This window comes from Clostridium sp. JS66 (genome assembly GCF_033561535.1).
GTDB lineage: Bacteria > Bacillota > Clostridia > Clostridiales > Clostridiaceae > Clostridium_AM > Clostridium_AM carboxidivorans.
Genome location: NZ_CP131467.1, coordinates 4,264,766 through 4,286,897 on the forward strand (window position 1 = coordinate 4,264,766; position 22,132 = coordinate 4,286,897).

A 22,132-nucleotide genomic window follows, 5' to 3' on the forward strand; every position below is an offset into this window, starting at 1 on the left:
TCTTTACTCTTCAAAATTGTTAATCATCTTCCTAAATAATTTAAACAATTCTTGTTTTTCTTCATTAGTATCAAGAGCATCTAAGAATCTTCCATATATCCTATGCTCAAAATCTAAATGTTCTTTTTGAGCAAGTTTACCTTCTTCAGTAAGTTTTAGTCCATAAGATCTTCTATCTCTATTGCTAATAATTCTATTTATATAATTTCGCTTTTCAAGTCTATTAATAGCATTTGTTAGCGTACTTTTTGGTATATCTAAAGCTAAAACTATTTCACCCAAAATTACATCAGGATTTTTTGAAACAATATTAATTATACTAATCTCAATAGTTGTTAATCCTTTTAGCCGTTGAAATTGATCTTCTACTTTTCTAAAATTAGATTTTTCAATGATTTGATGCCAAAGTTCACTAAATTCTTCAATTTCCTTTTTATTTGACTTGTTCATTTTTTATTTCTCCTTTAATTTATAATTGTTTTCCATTTATATTATTCCTTCGAAAGATTGTACCATAATAGTACTATACTTTAAGGAAATAATATATCTTATAAATTAATTTGTCAATCATTTTTACCACAAAAAAACAATCATAATAACCACTACAATTGCTTTTACTGATTGATGAATTCGAACCACACGAACTCATTATGTCCTCAGGCTGTAGTTGTGCCACCAAATGCTAAAGTTGAAAATGTAAAGACAATGGTGTTAGCTGCTCTTGAAGGTTAATTCATCTAAATTAAAAAATCCGACATTATTTTCATAGTGTCGAATTAACATCTACTGTTTGGTTATCTGTAAACTTAGAAGATAATTAATATACTAATGATTATTTATATCCAGCAAATTGCTCACCAAATATATCCTTCAAGTCAGAAATAATTTTTTCATTTTCTCCAACATATTGGACAATTATATTTCCCTTTTTATAAAAATGGGGATACGAAATCCAATCAACGTCTACAGATCTAGTACTACCTCTATATCCGCAGCCATCACTGTGAATCCTTTTTGCATCATCTTCAGCTTCTTTATTACTATTGTATAAATAAATCTCTATCACTTCACTACCAATTATCATCCTTTTTCTTGTAGTTGGCAGGAAGTCATTTTCTGCATCTTGTATCTTAAAACTATAATTTTTTTCTTTCATCTTATTTTCAAATTGCTCCAAATTGAAAGTGTTTAATGCCCCAGTATTACTGTTGCTGCCATTTTTTATATTAAAATGGAGTTTACATTCAGTATTTAATTTTTTGCCATTAACAGAATGTACCTTTGTTCCAATATTTAAAACATAACTTTTTCCTAAGGTATATCCATTTTCCGGAGGTGTTACTATGAGTTCTTTATCATTTTGGCCTAAACATATAATTGTATTTACTATATTGCCTTCATTATCTGCTACTGTAATCCCTTGTTTAGTTAAATCATCCAAACTAATTTTTTGTGTGAATTTAATTGTCCATGTTTTATTTGAATCCACTGTTTGATAATCAGTAAAATTAGATGCTTGTACACTAGTTGAAAATAATAGAAAAAAACTAAAAAGAGTTACTCTAATAAACGTATTTTTCAATTTATACATCCTCCATTATTAATCATTATACTTATTATACCTTTTTTGTAAACATTAATCTATTATGTATACTTAAACATATGAATTATTAACACTGTATTATCTGATTTCAAACAAATTTACTATTTATCAATTTTGAACTATTTAGTTACTAACAAAAGACCAATTATACATAAAGCCATTCCAAAAATTTGATATAATGAAATATTCTCTTTATATATAAAAACACCAACAATCAATAAAACACAGGCCAGACTGATATTTGCTACAAGTGAACCTGTGCTAACATTCCAACCAACTCTGTAAATGTAAATATACCCAAATTCAAGTCCCACGATTGAAAAACCCAAAGCCACAGCAATCCAGTTTGATTTTTGAATTTCAGTGATTACATTTTTGTTCTCACTTGTAATAAAAAATACCGCAAACAAAAAACCTTTGTTTGCGGTAGGTGTTCACCCGAACTACTTATATATTTTAATTTAACTTAGCATATTTTTTTAAGCTTGTCAAACTTACTATACCATATTATGCCATAAATAATTCTATATCCTTATCTACTTCTCCTATTCCAGCTATTCCAAAGTTTTCTATCAGAACCTTTGCTACATTTGGTGATAAAAATCCTGGCAGTGTTGGTCCAAGGTGTATATTTTTAACACCTAAATAAAGTAGAGCTAATAAAACAATAACTGCTTTTTGCTCATACCATGCTATATTATAAGCTATAGGCAGCTTATTTACATCATCAAGTCCAAATACTTCTTTAAGTTTAAGCGCTATTAATGCTAAAGAATATGAATCATTACATTGTCCTGCATCAAGCACTCTTGGAATACCTCCAATATCTCCAAGTGAAAGCTTGTTGTATCTATATTTTGCACAACCAGCAGTAAGTATTACTGTATCCTTTGGAAGTTTTTTAGCAAACTCAGTGTAGTATTCTCTTGATTTCATTCTTCCATCACAGCCTGCCATAACAAAAAATTTCTTTATAGCTCCAGATTTAACCGCATCAACAACTTTATCTGCCAGAGCAAAAACCTGCTCATGAGCAAATCCACCAATAATACTGCCTGATTCAATTTCTGTAGGCGTCTTACACTTCTTGGCCATTTCAATAACTGCTGAAAAATCTTTTTTTCCATTTTCATCTGCTTCTATATGAGTACATCCTTGATATCCTGCTGTTCCAGAAGTAAATATTCTTCCTCTAACCCCTTCATTTCTAGGAGGTACAATACAGTTTGTTGTAAATAAAATTGGACCATTAAAACTTTCAAATTCTTCAATCTGTTCCCACCATGAGCTTCCATAGTTTCCAACAAAGTTATCATATTTCTTAAATGCAGGATAATAATGAGCTGGAAGCATTTCACTGTGTGTATACGTCAACACCTGTTCCTTTTGTTTGTTCAAGTAATTGTTCAAGGTCAGTCAAATCATGTCCTGAAATTAATATGGCAGGGTTGTCCCTGACGCCAATATTAACCTTTGTGATTTCAGGATTTCCATATTTAGACGTATTACCCTTATCAAGGAGAGCCATTGCAGTGACACCAAACTGTCCTGTTTTCAAAGTTAATGCTACAAGCTCCTCAGCCGATAATTTATCATTTAATGTTGCTGCTAAAGCCTCATAAATAAATGCATATATGTTTGTATCTTCTTCTCCTAGATTAAGAGCATGATGTGTATAGGCAGCCATACCTTTAACTCCGTATATAATAAGCTCTCTTAATGACCTTATATCTTCGTTTTCAGTTGATAAAACACCTATTTTTTCTGCTTTGTCAATCATAGAAGCTTTATTTTCCACACAAAATAAAGCAGCATCACCTAATTCAACATTACAAACCTGATTTTTTAAGGAATTTCTTATAGATAATATTTTGCTAATTTGTTTTTCAAATGCAGAAACATCAAAATTAGCATTTGTTATTGTCATGAAAAGACTTTTCAATACCTCATGGTTAACCTCAATTAAAGATTTTACATCAAGCTTTCCCTTTACTACAATCTCTGAAATGCCTTTTAGAGAATAAATTAATAAATCTTGAAGCTTGGCAAGTTCATCACTTTTGCCACATACACCTTTAATTGTACAACCTGTTCCTTTTGCAGTTTCTTGACATTGATAACAAAACATACTCAATATAACCCCTCCTCTAAGCTGAATATTAAAAATTTTTCGAATATTATCAGGAATAATTACATTATATTATATTTATTTACATATGTACATATATTTCCATAAATTTTGCAAAGAATTATAGGTTAATAAAAATAAAACAACTACATAATGCTAAAAGTTGTCATTTCTTAATAGATGCACAATAAAAAAACAGCCTTGTTACAGGCTGTTTTCTGAAATTTTAATTTTATGCATTTCACCAAAATCAAAATCAATTTTGTAATAAATATAAGCACCAGAAATGTTTATATTATATTTTAAGTAAGTTATCTTCCCTTAATAATTTAAACAGTGTTGGGTCAAAATTAAACTGTTTAATTAAATCTTTAACCTCATCTAGAGCTTTTTCTCTCTTCTCTTCAGATACATTCCCTTTCACTGCTCTAATCAATATATTTTTAGGCGAATGAGCTATATCTATGAACTCTAAAAGCTGCGTTTTATAGCCCAAGCATTCTAATAAATTAGCTCTAACAGCATCAGTCATAAGTGCTGCCACCCTTTCTTGTACTATGCCATACCTTGTAAGTATAGATAATGTTTCTGCTTTCATTTGGCTATTGAGCTCATGTTGACAGCAAGGAACAGAAAAAATCATCTTAGTGTTCCATTTTATAGCATTGTACAGAGCATAATCCGTTGCTGTATCACAAGCATGCAATGTAATTACCATATCAACCTTGTTATTATACTTGAATCCATTTATATCCCCAATTTCAAAGTGTAAATTTTCATAGTTATATTTTTTAGCTATTTCATTACACTTTTTAATAACATCCTCTTTAAGATCCAATCCTATAATATTTACATTTATTTTTTTAATTTCAACAAAATAGTAATATAGTATAAAGGTTAAATAGGATTTTCCACATCCAAAGTCCAATATTGTAAGTTCTTTAAAATCACTTTTCTTAATTTCATCATCAATAATTTCTATAAATCTGTTTATTTGTTTATACTTATCATATTTTGAATTAACAATTTTACCTTCCTTTGTGAAAATTCCTAAATCAATAAAAGGTTCTATAAGCATACCTTCTTTTAGAATGTAATTTTTTTCTTTGTTGTGACTTTTATCTGCTACTTTTGTATTTTCACTTTTCTTTTTACCTAGAAATACCTTACCCTTCTTAGATATTTTCAAATCAAAGATATGCATGCTGGACCAGGCAGAAAGCTGTCTATAATTATCTTGTACGCACTCTGTTAGTTTTTCTTCTAACATATCCATTTCAATGTTTTCATGAAAAACCTGCTTATCAGTAAATTTTTCTATTTGATAATATTGTTTTCCCTTATTTTCTTTTAAGGCAAAGGTTATTTTATTGTATTTAACATCTTTATTAATTTTATTGCTAATAACTATCTTTATAAGCTCTTCTCCTACTATTTCGTTAACTGCTTTTTTTAATTCATTCATTTTTCTATTCACCTCGTTATATATTTCATCTGAAATTGAGTCTAATTTAATTATATCATAAGCTACTGATACATTAATCTTTTATATTTATAAGTTATATGAAATCACATCTTCTTAATATTTACATAAAATATAAGAAGATAAAATCGTCTTAGGAGGATTATTGTGAGATATTTTTGTCCTGTACAAGGTAAATACTTTGATCATTTTGACCCCCAGAATGCTAAGTGTATTAGATCATGCTCTTATGAGAAAATGGAAATGGAATCAAAAAATCAAACAACTATTAATAAATGGAATAGAATACTTGCTGCTCCATCACCTGAACTAAAACCAACAACAATTGATTCAAAAAACAATGCTATGTTTAGACAACAACCACGGGTTCCACAGAGCTGTCCCCCAGCCTTTTTAGGTCACTATACCGTTCTTCCCGGGGATACTTTCTATTCCATAGCTCAAATGTTCAGAGTAAGAATAGAAGCACTTGCAGCAAACAATCCTCATATCACAAATCCAAACCTATTATTCCCGGGGGATGTTCTATGTGTACCTGGATTTATACCTTATCCATGTTGCTCTACCTTATATCCTCGTGTACGTGTACCCTTTGGAACAAACGGCGTAGTCAATGTGAATTTTGCGCCTAGGGGAGGTCAAGCTATAAGCTTTTCTGCAACATTGCCACAGCCTTCAATCTTTGGTAACTTTAACACGTATATTGGTGAAATATCTATACCTACCATTGGTAGCTTTAATAATCAGTTATATGCAAATCCTCAAGATCCGTCACTTTGGTCAACTAGGATTGATCTTCCTACTGCTGCATCAATTATGCCAAACTCACTTCTTAAAATACGCCCTTTTAATTCGTTAATTGGTGCATCAGGTTCCACCATATTAGAAGGTATACTTCGTAGTGGAATGTGCCAATCTCAATTATAATGTAATTAAAATTGGCAGAGGAAACCTTCCTCTGCCAACTTAGTTCATCAATTTTTTTACCATTTCTACAGTTTCTTAATTCTCTCAATAGCCTCTAATGTATTTTCATAAGTTCCAAAGGATGTAAGCCTGAAATATCCTTCCCCCACTGGTCCAAAGCCACTTCCTGGCGTACCTACAATATTTGCTTTTTCTAATAAGTAATAAAAAAACTCCCATGAAGTCATATTATTTGGTGTCTTTAACCATATATATGGTGCATTTACACCTCCATATACAGAATAACCTGATTTTGTTAATCCTTCCAACATTGCTTTTGCATTGTTCTTATAATAATCAATCTGCTTTTTTATCTGCTTCCTTCCAGTTTCAGAATAAACAGCTTCTCCTGCTCTTTGAACTATATATGGTGTACCATTGTATTTAGTTCCATAATGCCTAGCCCAAAGTGCATTTAAAGAAACCTCTGAGCATTTAAGATCCTTTGGAACAACTGTATAGCCAAGCCTCAATCCTGTAAACCCGGCACTCTTTGAAAAACTCTTGAGTTCAATGGCACATGCCTTTGCACCTTCACATTCATAAATTGTATGAGCTGCATTATCTTCTGAAATGTATGCCTCATAAGCAGCATCATATATAATAACTGCTTTTACTTTGTTTGCATAGTCAACCCAAGTTTGAAGCTTATCCTTTGTAATTGTTGTTCCTGTTGGATTGTTAGGAAAACAAAGATATATTATATCTGGCGTTCCTTTTGGAATATCTGGTACAAAATTATTATCTGGAGTACATGGCATATATATGATATTACTCCACTTTTGCGTATCCTTATCATATGTTCCTGCCCTTCCAGCCATTACGTTTGAATCAACATATACAGGGTATACAGGATCACAAACAGCAACTTTATTATCTATGCTAAATAGTTCCTGAATATTGCCTGCATCACTATTTATTCCATCATTTATAAATACCTCATCTATAGAAATATCAACACCACGAGATTTATAGTCACCTTTTATAATTGCACTTCTTAAGAATTCATAACCTAAATCTGGTGCATATCCTTTAAAAGTATCTCTATGTCCCATTTCATCAACTGAATTATGCAATGTCTCTATAATAACTGGTGCTAGTGGTTGAGTTACATCACCAATCCCCAAAGAAATAACTTTCTTATCAGGATTATCCTCCTTAAATTTGGCTACTTTCTTTCCTATAGTTGAAAATAAATATCTTCCTTGCAGCTTCAAATAGTTATCATTCACTTTACACATAATATTCCTCCTTATTGTCTTTTTCTTCTTATTGCAAAGAAATGACTTAAAGGTTCTATAGGATTATTATACTCAGCCACCTCATACTTTGGCACTTCATTTCCATATGTGAAGCTGCTATTTTTTATATATGTTTAAATTATGGTTATTCTATTTTCTATATAAAGTTTACCTAAAGCCATGAAAAATGGCAAGTCAGAACTTAGCACTACTATAATTCTTCATTTAAATAAAACTTCATTAATTAACTAATCTTATATCACATTAATATACTTTATAGTATTATCACTCTTTGTTCCGCAATTCTGCTCCATTAGTTCTGTTAAATTCCCCACATCACTTTTGTCAAGAGGTTCCCAGTCTTGTTTATTCACTTGAATTTTATTTCTTATAAGCCTCTCAAAAACACTATCTTTAAAAACTATAGGTTTTTCTGAAGTCTCTTTAATTTTAAAATTAAAAGTTTTCCCTTCTTTGATTTGTTTGTTTTTCTCTGAATATACTTGTTTAGTTATAACTAAAGTATATTCTTCTCCCAAATTATAGCCTTTTTCAGGTGGAATAACTAAAACTAAATCCCCCCAATCCCCCTCTTGTAATCTAACATTTACTAAATTATTATTTTTATCTTCAACTTGAATACTTTCTTTAGTCAATTTATTAAAATTTATCAGTTGATTAAATCTAATTGCCCAAACTTTATACGCATCTACTATGAGTTCATTATTATTTGATGCATATGCGTTAGAAGTAAAAATAAACATGTACAAAAAACGCAAATTATATAATTATGCTTATTTGTTGACAATATGAAATCCCCCTTTATTATAATTTTTATGCATAATTAGTATCTAGTTCAATATTATGGCATATTGTGTATACTGTGAATATGTGGTATTAGCTTTATCTAACTTAAATTATAAAATCGAAACTGCTTTCACTGTTTATTTAATATTTGTTTTAATTCTGATTGCTTAACATAGTATTCATGGTTTATACAAATTCTATCGTTAGATCCTCCATCCGTAATTTCAATATCATTATTATTTTTTGTATATACCTCTATTGCAGACATAGGTGCTGGCCATGAATGAACAGCAGCTGCATAGTCAAAATAATCATATACTTTTATACTATTTAATAATTTTATAATCTTTGCTTGTTCATCCACAGATATATCCTTTTCTCCACTCTTCCCACATAATGTTACCTTTTCAACATTACTCTCTTCAATAGGTAAACTTGGTACTCCAAAATGCAAAACTTGTTGTTTTATTAATTTTTTATTGCTTAATGAATGTATATTTGTTCCTAAATATAAGGTATAATCTCCAGGTGCATATCCATTGTATGGATGGGTAATTAAAATACTTTTGCCATCAGCACACAAACTAGTGTTTAAATTTAGTAAATTACCATCTATATCTTTTACTGCTATAGCATTTTTAGTTAAATCATCTAAAGATATATTATCTGAGAATTTTATAATCCAATCTTTGTTTTTATCTACCACCCTGTTATCTGTAATTTGTGATGCATATACTTTATTCCTCATAATAATAAATATAAATGCTATTACAATTAAAATTAATTTGCTTGATTGTTTTTTTGTTTTTTTCATTTGCCATCCCCCTTAAAGAAAACTTTAATTCATAATAAACTATTCTTTAACTTTATGATAATTGTAACACATTTTCATGTTAAATATTGTATATTTTTTTAATAAACGTAAAATATCCCTACTCTACAATACTGTCTTATTCAATTTTTAAAAAATATTCATATATCTAGATTTATTAATTTATTCATGTAATGCTTATTTTGTATTTTATACCTCATTCTAGAATTTATGGTATAATATTTATGAAAATCAAGTCATATTGGAGGGTGATTTTTATGGAACAATCAGAAGAAAAAGAAAAACTATGGAACTTTTCATTTATTCTAATCTTAATGATAAATTCGCTTATCTTTATTGGTTTCACTATGATGACACCAATATTACCTAAGTATACAATTAGTTTAGGTGCAACAATGTCCATAGCCGGTTTAATTGCTGGTATCTTTGCAATTACTTCTATTACTATTCGTCCTTTTGCCGGATTTGCAACTGACAGATTTAACAAAAAACATTTACTAATTGTTTCAACTATCTTTTTGGCAATTTCCGCGTTAGGTTTAAAAATATCATACAGTATATCTACTCTTTTTTTATTTAGAATTATTCAAGGTATATCATTTTCAATAAGTGTTACAGTAATTAATGCTCTATCTACGTCATATATGCCAAAAAAAAGAATTGGTGAAGGAATAGGCTTCATGGGTTTGGGATATATTTTAGCAACTGCAATAAGTCCCAATCTTGGACTGGAAATTTCAACACGATTTGGATTTAAATATGTATTTTATTTATCTTTTATTGTTGTTATGATTGCAGTGGCCCTTATGACCATGATTCCATACAATCCACCGAACAAGGAAAATTTAACTGTAAACAAGTTTCAAATTAAAATTAGTGATTTTTTTGCCAAGGAATTGGTGATCTTTGCCACTATTGCTTGTCTATTCACTTTTATGAATGGAGTTATAGGAAGCTTTTTAGCTTTGCTGGGTGATGAGAGGCATATATCAAACATTGGTTATTATTTTACAGTAAATGCAATTGTAATTCTTATTATCAGACCACTTTCAGGTAAACTTCTTGATAATAAAGGTTTATCAATTATAGCATTTCCTGCTTTTATTATGGCTATAGCAGCAGCATTATTATTAGCAATTTCCACATCTCTTTGGATGATACTCGCAGTAGCAATTCTCTATGGAATTGGACAAAGTTCACTTTCACCAGCACTGCAAGCTACTTGTGTTAAAAGATTAGGGCCTAGTAAAGTAGGTGTCGCCACAAGTACTTATTTTATTGGTTATGATGCTGGTCAAGGACTAGGACCAATCATAGGAGGAACCATGGCAGGTAAATTTGGTCTAACTTCTGTTTTCTACATTTGCGGCGCGCTGTTATTTGCTGGAATAGTTATATACTATTTATATACATTAAAAACAAAGTATAAAATTGTTAACGAAAAACTAAATAATAATTAACTGAACTTTCGCACATGAGAAGCAAAAGAACATGAGCTTCTTTTAAATTAAAGATTTTTCATAGTGCAGCAGAAAAAATCTTCCTTCACTATCTTCTGAAAAATTAAGAGCTCATCTATATTTGCCTTCTTAATTGACATCAGCTTTAATAAGGTATACCATAAATGTTAGAAGCCTAATTGTTAGGCTTCTAACATGTTTTTTAACAAAAAACAGAAATTAAAATTACATATTTTACATTAAAGTCAACAATCATTTTAAGTAATAATAGAGGTGAAATAAAATGAAAGAAACAAAAACAGATTTAGAAACAGAAAAAAATATGAAACTATGGAATTTTAATTTTATTACTTTATTAGGGATTAACACTCTTACCTTCATGGCATTTTACCTTGTTTTTCCACTTTTAGCAAAGTATACTTCAAATTTAGGTGCCTCTCTAAGCTTGGCAGGCATAATTGTAGGTTTATTTTCAATTACAGCATTGTTTATTGGTCCATTTGGTGGAATATTGACAGATAGAACCAGCAAAAAATATGTAATGATAATTGGTACTTTTATAAACGGAATTACAACCTTAGGTTATGGCTTATCACCTAATATTGCATTTATAATTTTTTTCCGAATAATACATGGTGCCAGTTTCAGTATCACCAGTGCAGCTAGTGTTGCTTGGGCAACGGATTTCATACCAAAAAATAAAATGGGAGAAGGTATAGGTTATCTTGGAATCAGCCAAATTATTGCAACTGCCTTTGGTCCTGAAATAGGAATAGAAGCTGCTAATCGATTTGGAATGTCCAAAACCTTTATAGTATCAGCCGCATTGATCATAACAGCATCGTTATGTATGAACTTTTTACCAAACAAAAATCAGATACCTGTAAAAAATACAGTAGATCAAAAACATGTCATTCATTTAAAAGATATTATTGCATTTGAAATATTGCCACTATCTTTAATTGGCGGTTTATTTTTTATGGGAAATGGTCTTGCCACTTCATTCTTAGTTTTATTAGGTGAAGAACGTAAGATAAATGGAATTGGAATGTATTTCACAGTAAATGCATTGTTTCTTATTTTCACAAGGCCAATGTCTGGAAAACTGTATGATAAAAAGGGACTTTCAACTGTTATGTATCCAGCATTATTATTCAGCATCACGGAAGCACTGCTAATAGCTCATGCAAGTGCTCTTTGGATGATAATTTTGGCATCTATTTTTAAAGCATTTGGTCAAGGAACTGCTCAACCTGCATTGCAAGCAGAGTGCTTTCACAAACTAGGAAGTCAAAAAAAAGGACTAGCTTCAAGCACCTTTTTTATTGGTGCTAACTTGGGTCAAGGCTTAGGTCCTTTGATAGGAGGAACTATTGCTTCCTCATTAGGCTATGAGTGGTTGTTTAATTTTAGTGCTTTAGCATTACTGTGTGGAATTTTTGCTTATGCACTATATAATAAAAGGACTTGTTCTTCATATTTCTAAAGAAAAGTATATTGAAATTGTGTATACTGTAACTAACCACCAATTGATTTGAAAAATTATTACCAATTGGTGGCTTATGTACTTATACAATAATAGCATTGCTAAGTTATTCCAATCTTAAGTTTTTTCTTTTTAGATTTACCTTTTTTTAGTTCTATTCTTTCATTGTGTATTTAACTGCATTCCAACCTGTTCTTGAAATAAAACCTTACTTTCTTTTATCCTATTCAACTTTCCATCTTTATTTAACAATATTGCGAGGTATTTTTTAGTTACTTCTCAAAAATAAATCTCAATATCTGTATATAAGAATAATCAGATAAATGTATAATGTAAAAACCTATGTGTAAGATAAAGAGTAGAAATATATTTGCTTATTTAATTTTTGTTTTTATATTATGATATTATCCATAATATAAAAATTAATTTTTTCACAATTAACCATTATATACTAAAAATAGTTCTCCATTAATTGCAATAAAATTTTAAATTAAATTTTATTAAGCCAAGCAAAAGGCTCTGTATTATAGAGAAAACTATGTTTATAACACTAATGGCACATATATTTCGATGTAGTTATATATAAAACGATATTTTATTTATTATTTATATAATTATTGACAACATTGAAATGATTATATAAAATAAAGAAAGAATATTATATAAATTGAATAATTGTAAACTTTAGAAACAATAAAGTAAATAATTAATTTCAATTTGAATATTCTGAAAAATCGAAGCCATTTATTTTAGCACAAATTAAATCCATTCATTAAGGATACTTCACAATATATATTTTTAAGTATGATAATTCATATTCAGTGCTAGGTGAAAGAAATCCTTTTTGATATACCTTGAAGACTCTATAATCCTAGTGAAATTTAAGGTTTCACAAGTATCTAATTTTTCTTATAAGAAAGGGGTAAGTAAAATGAGTAACAAAGTTGAAACTCAAACAGGCGAAAACCTAGAGCGTGGTCTTGAAGAAAGACATATTAAAATGATGGCAATTGGTGGAGCTATCGGAGTTGGTTTGTTCCTAGGATCAGCAACAGCTATTAAGGCTGCAGGTCCAGCTATATTGGCTACTTATGCCGTTGCAGGAATAATTATATTTTTTATTATGCGTGCTCTTGGAGAAATGGCTGTTGAACATCCAGTTGCAGGTTCATTCAGTGCATATGCAAACGACTACGTAAGTCCTCTTGCAGGATATTTGACAGGTTGGACATACTGGATAATGTGGGTTGTAACCTGTATGGCAGAAGTTACTGCAGTTGGTATTTACATCAACTTCTGGTTTCCAAGCGTACCTCAGTGGGTATCAGCACTTGTTGCTGTTTGCGTACTTACTGCTGTAAACTTAACTGCAGCCAAAGCTTTTGGAGAAATCGAATTTTGGTTTGCACTTATAAAAGTTGTTACAATAATTGTTATGATTGTAATAGGTTTAGCTATGATAACATTTGGCTTGGGAAATAAAGGAGTACCTATTGGTATTTCAAATTTGACTGCTCACGGCGGTTTCTTCCCTAAAGGAATTATGGGACCTATATCAACCTTGACTATGGTTTCCTTTGCTTTCGTAGGAGTTGAACTTATAGGTGTTACAGCTGGAGAAGCAAAAAATCCTGAAAAAGTAATACCATCAGCTATAAACAGTGTTTTCTGGCGAGTAATGGTATTCTATATTGGTGCATTGTTTGTTATAATGTCCCTTTATCCTTGGAATAGTATAGGAACAACAGGAAGTCCATTCGTTCTTACCTTCTCCAAACTTGGTATAGCTGCAGCAGCTGGTATAATAAACTTCGTTGTACTTACAGCAGCAGCATCATCATGTAACTCAGGTATATTCACAACTGGACGTATGGTGTATAATCTAGCACTGCAAGGTCAGGCACCTAAGGCCTTTGCAAAGCTTAGCTCAACTAATGTTCCTAAGAATGGAATACTTACTTCAGTAGCATTTATGTTAATCGGAGTTATCCTAAACTATGTTGCTCCTGGTAAAGCATTTACTTATGTTACAAGTGTAGGAACATTTGCAGGTATATTCGCCTGGTTTATGATTGTTTATACTCAGATTAAATTCAGACAAAGCCTTACACCTGAACAAGTTGACAAGTTAAAATTTAAAACAATACTTTATCCAGCTTCAGGCATTATCACTATGATATTCTTAGTTGGCGTATTTATTTCAATGTGCATGGGAGCAGATACAAGAATTCCAGCTATAGTTGGAGTTGTATGGATACTACTTTTAATTGTGGCTTGGTATGCAAGTGGATTAAATAAAAAAGAGCCTACTAAACTTCTCAGCTAAGCTATTTAATTATCATTCAACTATATTGATTAATAATTAGTAATTATAAAATGACTATTTCAAAACTAATTAATTAGATTTGAAATAGTCATTTTTAATTTACAAATTCTAATATTTTATATAGCCCTTGAAATTAAAATAACATTTTTACAAAAATCTTATTTAATTCATCCCAAGCTTCATTTCTATCATCTGACATTTTAGAAATTGATTCAGAATAATAACCCAATTGTTCTTCAATATACTGATTAAGTTTTTTATCACATTTTCCTTTATCTGATTCCTTCATTGCTATCTTTGCTTTTAGCAAATCATTCACTTTAGACTTCAATTCATCATCAAGCATTTCTTCTTTTAATGTATCAAAAAGCACAGGTGGAGGACAGCACTTTTTTTCAATCCATTTACATGCTAATAAAGGTCTAAGCACATAAAAATATTTTTTATACTTCACATATTCTTCTTGCAGAAATCCATAATAGTTGCTTTTAGCTGTACCATAATAATGATACATGCATGACTTTCTAGAAAAATAATTGACTGCTGTATTGTAAATTTCCTTCCACTCATCTGTTGTACGATAAACTACAGGAGAATTACTCCATTCAAATAATGTAGCATTAGATTTGTGAAACAACTTCAGTGCTTTACTTAAATCCCAACCATTAATATCAAGTGTTTCATCTAACTGCCAATTAATTATATCCTTTTTATCCTCTAATTTTAAATAATATGATTTTTCATGAACATAAATAAATCTTACATCATAATCACTATCTGGTGATGCAAATCCCCATGACCTACTTCCAGATTCAACTGCATGAAGAATTTTCACATTTTCCTTTTTTTCAATTTCATCCAATTTTATATTTACTAATTCTTCAATTGTTCCTTCAAAATCTTTATATTTCATCCCTAACCACCCTCTCATTAACACTGATAACAAATTCTTGGACTTTTTTCATATTAGGCTCATCTGGTAAACAAGTATGCTTTGCTGCATATTGTAGTTTATTTTCAAAGTCTGATAGTAACTCATAAAACTCCTCTCGATAAGTTCCATCCTCTTTTTGGTAATCACCTTTTCGTATACTCATAAGCATTTCTTGTTCATTTTTACGATATGTATTAATTTCCTGTTTCTCTAAAATATCTATAGCCATCATAAATAACCTTATTAAATGCATGGCATGCTTATTAAGATGATTGTCATCCTTTTTCTTGTTACGTTTTCCTAGCTTGTCATACTCTTTTACTATATTGTTCATTTCAGCCCATATACCTTTATAATCTCGTAAAGGATAGTGTCTTAAATTTGCATCAATAAAAATCTCTGAATCCAAGCCTAGTTTCTTTGATTTATCAATATATACTTTTAATGATCCATCCTCAAAACTCTCATATCTACTTGAAAAATCATACATTGCATTTCTTATTGAATTATAGATATGTCGTTCCTTTTCCACCTGTGGATACGAATCTCTAGCCAATGCATTTTGTAATCTTCTAAGCTGTGCACTTGCATATCCACCAAAAGACTGTATTGCTTTCTTTGACAAAAACATTTTTCTATTATCAAGTAGTTCTTGTCCTATATTATTCAAATACAAATAATGCTCTGGCTTTAATCCTAGAAGTTCAATTGTGTTTGGATTGCAATTTAGTAAAAGTGAAATAATCTTATTAAATCCATAAATGCAGGTATCTGTATTATCATCTATATATTGTTCAAATGAGGTCATACCAATTAGATCTGATTTTCTATTAAGCGTAACTCCTCTTACATCAATATCACTGTCACTATTATTAGTTCCATAAGAATAACTTCCAGATAACCCAAGCAAAACTACATATTTCCCCAAATGTTCATCAGTTTTTATAAAATCATACTCATTACTAGTTAATAACTGTTTTAATATCATATTATTTTTCCTTTCATCTGTACTTTATATAAAAATTCCTATTTACTACAGCATATGCACATTGTACCATAATTGAATATGATTTAAAAATTTAAAAGGCTGCTGACAAAATATGTTTATCAACAACCTGGAATATTATATAAATATTTGTATTTTATTCAACAATTTTGTAATATGCTCTGGCAGTTAAAGAAAATACAATTGTATAAATTGCTGCAAAAACAAGTATTGTCATTATGGTTGAAAGTATAAACAAGTTTATATTTTTCAAACCTAAAAGAGCAAGCATCTTTGTAATCATTGGAAATGCAAAGGCAATATGGATTACTGTAAAAACAAGAGGCAGGAAAAATACCATTAATACTTGACTTCTTATGGTCTTCCTTATTTCCTTTTTATCCATTCCAACTTTCTGCATAATTTCAAAACGTTCCTTATCTTCATATCCTTCTGATATCTGCTTGTAGTAGATAATAAGCACTGTTGCCATTAAAAATAATGTACCTAAAAATATGCCTAAGAAGAACAACCCACCATATAAGGAAAGAAATCCTTCCCTGCCAGATACAGCACTTTCAGCATTAGCTTTCATTTTATTTTGCACAAATGTTTTATTTAATTTATCAGAAATTGATAGTATATCTTTATTTGTGCCTTTAACATTAAAGCCAATTGTATATTCCTTGAATCCATTCTTTCCTACAGTATCTATATTATTTACAAATATTACATAGGTATCTACTACATCTGTCATAGCATTATTTAAATCAGATACAGGTTTATCCAATCTCTGTCTAACTTTAAAAGCTTTGCCATCAATATTAATTGTATTATCATCATAACCCTTTACTTTTGAGAAGAGAATTACCTCATCATCACGAAGAGTAACATTCTTTCCTTCTAATCTATTATAATCTGAAACAGGAATAACCTCTATAAGAGAAACTTTTGACTTATCAGTGTTTTTACTTACAGATAAAAATTTACCATCTTTTTTCACAGCTTCTAAACTGTTATCGGTATAATAGAGCTTATCTTTCATATCTATTGTATTACTCTTTAATTCAACATTTAAAATCTCATCCAGCTTTTGTATTTTATTTTTGTTAGTTTCTCCAGTCGTTATAACTATATCTCTTGGATAGCGAAGCTTTAGAAAATCTTCCATACCCACATATAAAGAAATTGTAGTTGAAAGCATAACAAGTACAGCAGTGCTTAAGATGCAAATATTTGCAAGTCCTACTGCATTTTGCTTCATTCTGTACATCATACCAGAAACAGATATAAAATTTCCTGTCTTATAATAAAAGTTCTTCTGCCTTCTAAGAAACTTTAATACTGCAATACTTCCCGCTGTAAAAAGTGCATAGGTTCCTATCATAACCAAAATAACTGCGCCAAAGAACAAAGTCAATGCGGAAAGAGGTGATTTAACATTTAATGCTATTCCATATCCACTGCAAAGAGCTGCTGCTCCTATAATAGTCATAATCCATTTTGTTTTTGGCTCTTTTTCCCCCTGTGCAGACCCTTTTAAAAGTTCAATAGGATTTAATATTTTTATTTGAAATAAATTTGATAACAAGGTTGCAAAAAAGATACTACAAAAAACAATTAAGGTTTTTATAAGGGATGGTATTGAAACCGAAAATCCAAAAGGTACTTTAAAATTAAGCATTTTTATTAGCAAAAGAAACATAAGCTTATTTAGAATAATACCGAAAACAAGGCCAACTGTTAAACTGACAGCAGAAGTAAAAATACACTCATAACATAGTATTTTTGCAATATGCTTTTTTTCAAGTCCCAGTACATTATAAAGTCCGATTTCTTTTTTACGTCTTTTAATCAAGAAACTATTTGTATAAAAAAGAAATATAGCTGAAAATATTCCTATTACTATTGTTCCTAAAAAGAGAATTGACTTTAGGCTAGCTGCCCCACTGACTCCATCCAGTCCTTTATTTATTGAAATTGCATACATTATATAAAACATCATAATTGTACATATACAAGTAAGTATAAACGGAAAATAAGTCTTACTATTTTTTTTGATATTTATTACTGCTAATCTGGGATAAAATAACTTACTCATTTGCTACACCTCCAGTAGTAATCACTGTAAGTGTATTTGAAATTTTTTCAAACATCTCCTCCTTTGACATTGAACCTCTATAAAGTTGATGAAACACTTCCCCATCTTTTATAAAAAGTACCCTTCCTGCATGGCTTGCTGCCTTGGTACTGTGAGTGACCATAACGATTGTCTGTCCCTCATTATTAATATCTGAAAATAATTTTAAAAGCTGATCTGTTGATTTTGAATCAAGAGCTCCTGTTGGTTCATCTGCTAAAATAAGCTGTGGATCTGTAATTAAAGCTCTGGCAACAGCTGCTCTTTGCTTTTGTCCTCCTGATACCTCATAAGGAAACTTTTCTAATATTTGTTCTATGCCCAATTTCTCTGCAATAGGCTTCAATCTTGTTTCCATTTCCTTGTAAGATTTTCTGGATAGAACAAGTGGTAAAAATATATTGTCCTTTAAAGAAAATGTATCAAGCAAATTAAAATCTTGAAATACAAAGCCTAAATTTTCTCTACGAAATGCAGTGATTTCACTTTCTTTAATTGCAACAATATTCTTACCTTGCAGTAAAACCTCACCACTAGTTGGCTTATCTAAGGATGCCAGTATGTTAAGCAATGTAGTTTTTCCTGAACCTGACTCTCCCATGATTGCCACATATTCACCCTTTTCCACTGAAAAAGTTACATTGCTTAAGGCTTGAACCTGATTTCCTCCAAATCTTGATGAATATATTTTCTTTAAATTATTTACTTCTAATAACTTCATTTTCTTCCTCCTCTGTTCACTTTGACTATACTATAATTATAAAAAAAAGAGAAATGCTAAGCCATAACTTTAGCTTACATTTCTTCTTTTAACCTTACATCTTCGTAAGGTTAGACTATTCAATTATAGTTTTTACAGAAAAAAGATTGATTTTTACTTTAGTCCCTACATTAACCTTAGAAGTAATGGTTATTGTATGTGAAAGCTTATCTAATATCTTTTTACAAAGATAAAGACCAATTCCTGTTGCCTTTTTATCCATACGTCCATTGTATCCAGTAAAACCTCTTTCAAATACTCTTGGTAAATCCTCCTCTGCAATACCTGTTCCTGTATCCTCAATTACAAGCACCTTTTGGGAAGCATTCTCCATATATATTGATATTTTCCCGCTGCTTGTATATTTTAATGCATTCCATAATATCTGTTCAATTACAAATACCAGCCACTTTTCATCTGTGAGCACAGTACAATCCATCTCCTTTAAATCAAGTGCTATATTTTTTCTAATGAATACATGTGCATATTTTCTAATAACTTGTTTTATAATTTGAAGTAAATCATAATTTTTAAGCACCAAATCCGATGAATTATTATCAATTTTTAAGTAACCTAACACCATTTCAACATACTGTTCAATTTTAAAAACCTGCTCTAATAATTCCCTATTTTGTTCAGTATACTCACTTTGCAGCATCAACCTCATTGCAGCAATTGGTGTTTTAATTTGATGTGCCCAAAGAGTGTAATAATCTATCATTTCTGTCTGCTTAATATCCATTTTAGAAATCATCTCTGTACTTTGATTATAAAGTGTCTGCAAAATATTCTGATAATCAGCTTCAATTAATCTATTAGCTGCCGGCAATTTATCTAACCCTATATTTATCTTTTTTTCAAGGATACACAGCTCATTATGCTTTTTATAACATTTAATAAAATCATAAGTAATAAATATAAAAGCTATAATGGCTGATAAAAAAGAAGCATATAAAACTGGCTCAAGCTGCAGCGAGTATAATGAAAATACTCCAGCAAAAATTGCAATAAAAATACTGCCCATTATTATTGTTTTTTTATGACCTCTAATATACCATAAAACAATCTGTAAAAAAGATTTTTTTTTCATATTATTCCACCACATACCCAATGCCTTTTTTGGTCTTAACAAAGTCGCAAATACCAGCATCTGAAAGTTTTTTTCTAAGACGGGTTACATTAACAGTTAAAGTATTATCATCTATATAGCTGTCACTTTCCCAAAGCCTTGTCATAATAACATCCCTTGGAATTGCCTTGCCAACATTCTCAAGTAAAATTTGAAGTATCTTAAATTCATTCTTTGTAAGCTCAATCTTATTATTTTCATATTCAATAGTAGCGTTGTTCAAATTCAACACAACACCATTATGCTCAATTATATCCATGGTCCCACCAAAAGAATATGTTCTTCTTATTAATGCCTGTACCTTTGCCACAAGAATATTTAAATCAAAAGGTTTAGAAATAAAATCATCACCACCCATATTTACAGCCATAATGATATTCATGCTATCAGACATAGAAGAAATAAAAATAATAGGAACCTTTGATATTTTACGAATCTCGGTGCACCAGTAATAACCATTGAAGAATGGCAGGGATATATCCAAAAGCACAAGGTGTGGCTCAAACTTAATAAATTCTGCAGTAACATCCTTAAAGTCAGTTAAAAATTCCGTTTCATAATTCCAGCCACTGAGACAATTCTTCATTGATTTTGCAATTACCATATCATCTTCAACAATTAAAATTTTATACATATCCTACTCCCATTTTTTATAAATTTCTTTTTTCATTATACAATAAATTTCTATTATTTTCATATTACTCTACATTAAAATCAATAATATTTGATAAGAAATATGACAGCAATGCATCTAAATTTATTGGAAAAGCTCTAAAATTCCATTCTAAAAATAATAAGTAGTGTAGGCAAACTGTATAACATAATGGAGACAACCTTATAGATGGGAACATCCTTAGATTTGATTTACACAGATCTAAGGATGTTCCCATCTTTTATAAATTTTAAATTCGTTTTTGCCCACAATTTTGTCCATAATTAAATGCAATCACAGCTTTTACAATTAAAGTTTTTCAGCAATTACTTGTCATTACTTATAAATATTCTTGATAAAAGATTTTTCTTTTCCTTATCTTTATTAATTTCTTGTTCTATAACATTAGCTTGTAACATTCTAGTATAATACTTTCTAATTTCATCAGTTAAGTTTTTCTCTGTAGCTGTATTCATCTCATTTAACTTTTCAAATTCCGATTTCATATTATCTGAAAGCTTTTCAGTTATTAATTTATCTATCTTTATACAAACTTCGTCATCTAAAGATCCTCTAGCATTATTCTCTCCATTAAATTTAGAATTAATCTCATTTAATATGTCTTCTTTAAGTAACTTAAATTGTTTCTTTTGCTCTTCTTCTATTAGTTTTACAATTTTTTGAGAAAGCAATTCATTATTTACCTCAATTTTATTGCCCAAATACTCTTTTAAATTGTCAAATTGTTCACTTTGAGATTTTGAAATTGTTTCGGAAATTTCATTAACAGATATTGAAGTATCTTCTCTAGGAACTACTACTTTCTCACCATCAAAGGATAACCCTTCACAATATTTTTGAATTTCTTTATTAGTTAGTCCTTTATTTTTTAAATTAATTAAAAATTCAAGTTTATCTATATCTTTGTCTGTATACATTAATTCTTTATCTGATATTTTTATATTTAAAATATCATCAAAAACATTAGTAAAATATAATACAGTACCTTCATCTTGCTCTAATAAAATAGCTACTTGGCTAATTGTGTAATATAATATTTCACCACGTTTCCTGCTCTTTATAATATTTGCCTGTTCAAGTTTCATATTATTATCTTCAGAATTCATAAGGTTTTAAATCCCCTTTCTTATCTTTTAAGTTAAATCCGATACAAGATAAATTTTTAGCATCAATTTCCAA

Annotated in this window: 18 protein-coding genes and 1 pseudogene; 4 read left to right on the plus strand and 15 right to left on the minus strand. The window is 29.9% G+C overall.

Annotated features, from left to right (window positions below):
* Positions 1 to 3 precede the first annotated feature (3 nt).
* The 5 genes and pseudogenes from Q6H37_RS19875 to Q6H37_RS19895 all read right to left on the minus strand — a co-directional run bounded on the left by Q6H37_RS19875 (position 4) and on the right by Q6H37_RS19895 (position 5,196).
* The gene (locus Q6H37_RS19875; protein WP_318735694.1) at positions 4 to 450 is read right to left on the minus strand and encodes a MarR family winged helix-turn-helix transcriptional regulator; all 447 of its coding nucleotides are present in this window, start codon (positions 448 to 450) and stop codon (positions 4 to 6) included.
* A gap of 382 nt (positions 451 to 832) precedes the next feature.
* A complete protein-coding gene (locus tag Q6H37_RS19880; RefSeq protein WP_318735697.1) occupies positions 833 to 1,582 on the minus strand; it encodes a hypothetical protein in 750 nt (249 codons plus the stop codon).
* 140 nt (positions 1,583 to 1,722) lie between these two features.
* Positions 1,723 to 2,013, minus strand: coding sequence for an EamA family transporter (locus Q6H37_RS19885; protein ID WP_318735699.1), 291 nt, complete (start codon positions 2,011 to 2,013; stop codon positions 1,723 to 1,725).
* Positions 2,014 to 2,110: 97 nt separating this feature from the next.
* Positions 2,111 to 3,737, minus strand: a pseudogene (gene hcp, locus Q6H37_RS19890) (hydroxylamine reductase).
* Positions 3,738 to 4,026: 289 nt separating this feature from the next.
* A complete protein-coding gene (locus tag Q6H37_RS19895) occupies positions 4,027 to 5,196 on the minus strand; it encodes an SAM-dependent methyltransferase (RefSeq protein ID WP_318735701.1) in 1,170 nt (389 codons plus the stop codon).
* A 165-nt stretch (positions 5,197 to 5,361) separates the two neighbouring features.
* Here Q6H37_RS19895 and Q6H37_RS19900 point away from each other — a divergent pair, with 165 nt between their 5' ends.
* Positions 5,362 to 6,141 (plus strand): LysM domain-containing protein, encoded by a 780-nt coding sequence (locus tag Q6H37_RS19900; protein ID WP_318735704.1) that lies wholly within the window; start codon positions 5,362 to 5,364, stop codon positions 6,139 to 6,141.
* Between the two features lie 65 nt (positions 6,142 to 6,206).
* On the opposite strand, the gene Q6H37_RS19905 is transcribed toward Q6H37_RS19900, so the two are convergent.
* The 3 genes from Q6H37_RS19905 to Q6H37_RS19915 form a co-directional block, all read right to left on the minus strand.
* Positions 6,207 to 7,421, minus strand: a complete 1,215-nt coding sequence (locus tag Q6H37_RS19905) for an LL-diaminopimelate aminotransferase (RefSeq protein ID WP_318735707.1) — start codon at positions 7,419 to 7,421, stop codon at positions 6,207 to 6,209.
* A 254-nt stretch (positions 7,422 to 7,675) separates the two neighbouring features.
* On the minus strand, positions 7,676 to 8,185 hold the full coding sequence (locus Q6H37_RS19910; protein WP_318735709.1) for a hypothetical protein: 510 nt from the start codon (positions 8,183 to 8,185) through the stop codon (positions 7,676 to 7,678).
* Between the two features lie 173 nt (positions 8,186 to 8,358).
* Positions 8,359 to 9,042: a hypothetical protein gene (locus Q6H37_RS19915; RefSeq protein WP_318735710.1), complete on the minus strand. Its 684-nt coding sequence runs from the start codon at positions 9,040 to 9,042 to the stop codon at positions 8,359 to 8,361.
* Positions 9,043 to 9,317: 275 nt separating this feature from the next.
* Between Q6H37_RS19915 and Q6H37_RS19920 the strand changes: the two genes are divergently transcribed.
* From Q6H37_RS19920 to Q6H37_RS19930, 3 genes are all read left to right on the plus strand, one after another.
* The gene (locus tag Q6H37_RS19920; RefSeq protein WP_318735712.1) at positions 9,318 to 10,520 is read left to right on the plus strand and encodes an MFS transporter; all 1,203 of its coding nucleotides are present in this window, start codon (positions 9,318 to 9,320) and stop codon (positions 10,518 to 10,520) included.
* A 283-nt stretch (positions 10,521 to 10,803) separates the two neighbouring features.
* A complete protein-coding gene (locus tag Q6H37_RS19925) occupies positions 10,804 to 12,006 on the plus strand; it encodes an MFS transporter (RefSeq protein WP_318735715.1) in 1,203 nt (400 codons plus the stop codon).
* 931 nt (positions 12,007 to 12,937) lie between these two features.
* Positions 12,938 to 14,332 carry an amino acid permease gene (locus Q6H37_RS19930; protein ID WP_318735717.1) on the plus strand — a complete coding sequence of 465 codons (1,395 nt, stop codon included), beginning with the start codon at positions 12,938 to 12,940 and terminating at the stop codon, positions 14,330 to 14,332.
* A 133-nt stretch (positions 14,333 to 14,465) separates the two neighbouring features.
* On the opposite strand, the gene Q6H37_RS19935 is transcribed toward Q6H37_RS19930, so the two are convergent.
* The 7 genes from Q6H37_RS19935 to Q6H37_RS19965 all read right to left on the minus strand — a co-directional run bounded on the left by Q6H37_RS19935 (position 14,466) and on the right by Q6H37_RS19965 (position 22,059).
* Entirely contained in the window at positions 14,466 to 15,245 is a 780-nt protein-coding gene (locus Q6H37_RS19935) for a nucleotidyltransferase domain-containing protein (RefSeq protein ID WP_318735720.1), read from the minus strand.
* Positions 15,235 to 16,254, minus strand: a complete 1,020-nt coding sequence (locus tag Q6H37_RS19940; RefSeq protein WP_318735723.1) for a DNA polymerase beta superfamily protein — start codon at positions 16,252 to 16,254, stop codon at positions 15,235 to 15,237. Before Q6H37_RS19940 ends, Q6H37_RS19935 begins: the two co-directional genes overlap by 11 nt.
* Positions 16,255 to 16,408: 154 nt before the next feature.
* Positions 16,409 to 18,352: an ABC transporter permease gene (locus tag Q6H37_RS19945; RefSeq protein ID WP_318735725.1), complete on the minus strand. Its 1,944-nt coding sequence runs from the start codon at positions 18,350 to 18,352 to the stop codon at positions 16,409 to 16,411.
* The gene (locus Q6H37_RS19950) at positions 18,345 to 19,112 is read right to left on the minus strand and encodes an ABC transporter ATP-binding protein (RefSeq protein WP_318735728.1); all 768 of its coding nucleotides are present in this window, start codon (positions 19,110 to 19,112) and stop codon (positions 18,345 to 18,347) included. Before Q6H37_RS19950 ends, Q6H37_RS19945 begins: the two co-directional genes overlap by 8 nt.
* Positions 19,113 to 19,227: 115 nt before the next feature.
* Positions 19,228 to 20,241 (minus strand): sensor histidine kinase, encoded by a 1,014-nt coding sequence (locus tag Q6H37_RS19955; protein WP_318735731.1) that lies wholly within the window; start codon positions 20,239 to 20,241, stop codon positions 19,228 to 19,230.
* A gap of 1 nt (position 20,242) precedes the next feature.
* Positions 20,243 to 20,914, minus strand: a complete 672-nt coding sequence (locus tag Q6H37_RS19960) for a response regulator transcription factor (RefSeq protein WP_318735734.1) — start codon at positions 20,912 to 20,914, stop codon at positions 20,243 to 20,245.
* Positions 20,915 to 21,258: 344 nt separating this feature from the next.
* Complete coding sequence (locus Q6H37_RS19965) at positions 21,259 to 22,059, minus strand: MerR family transcriptional regulator (RefSeq protein WP_318735737.1); 801 nt, start codon at positions 22,057 to 22,059, stop codon at positions 21,259 to 21,261.
* Positions 22,060 to 22,132 lie beyond the last annotated feature (73 nt).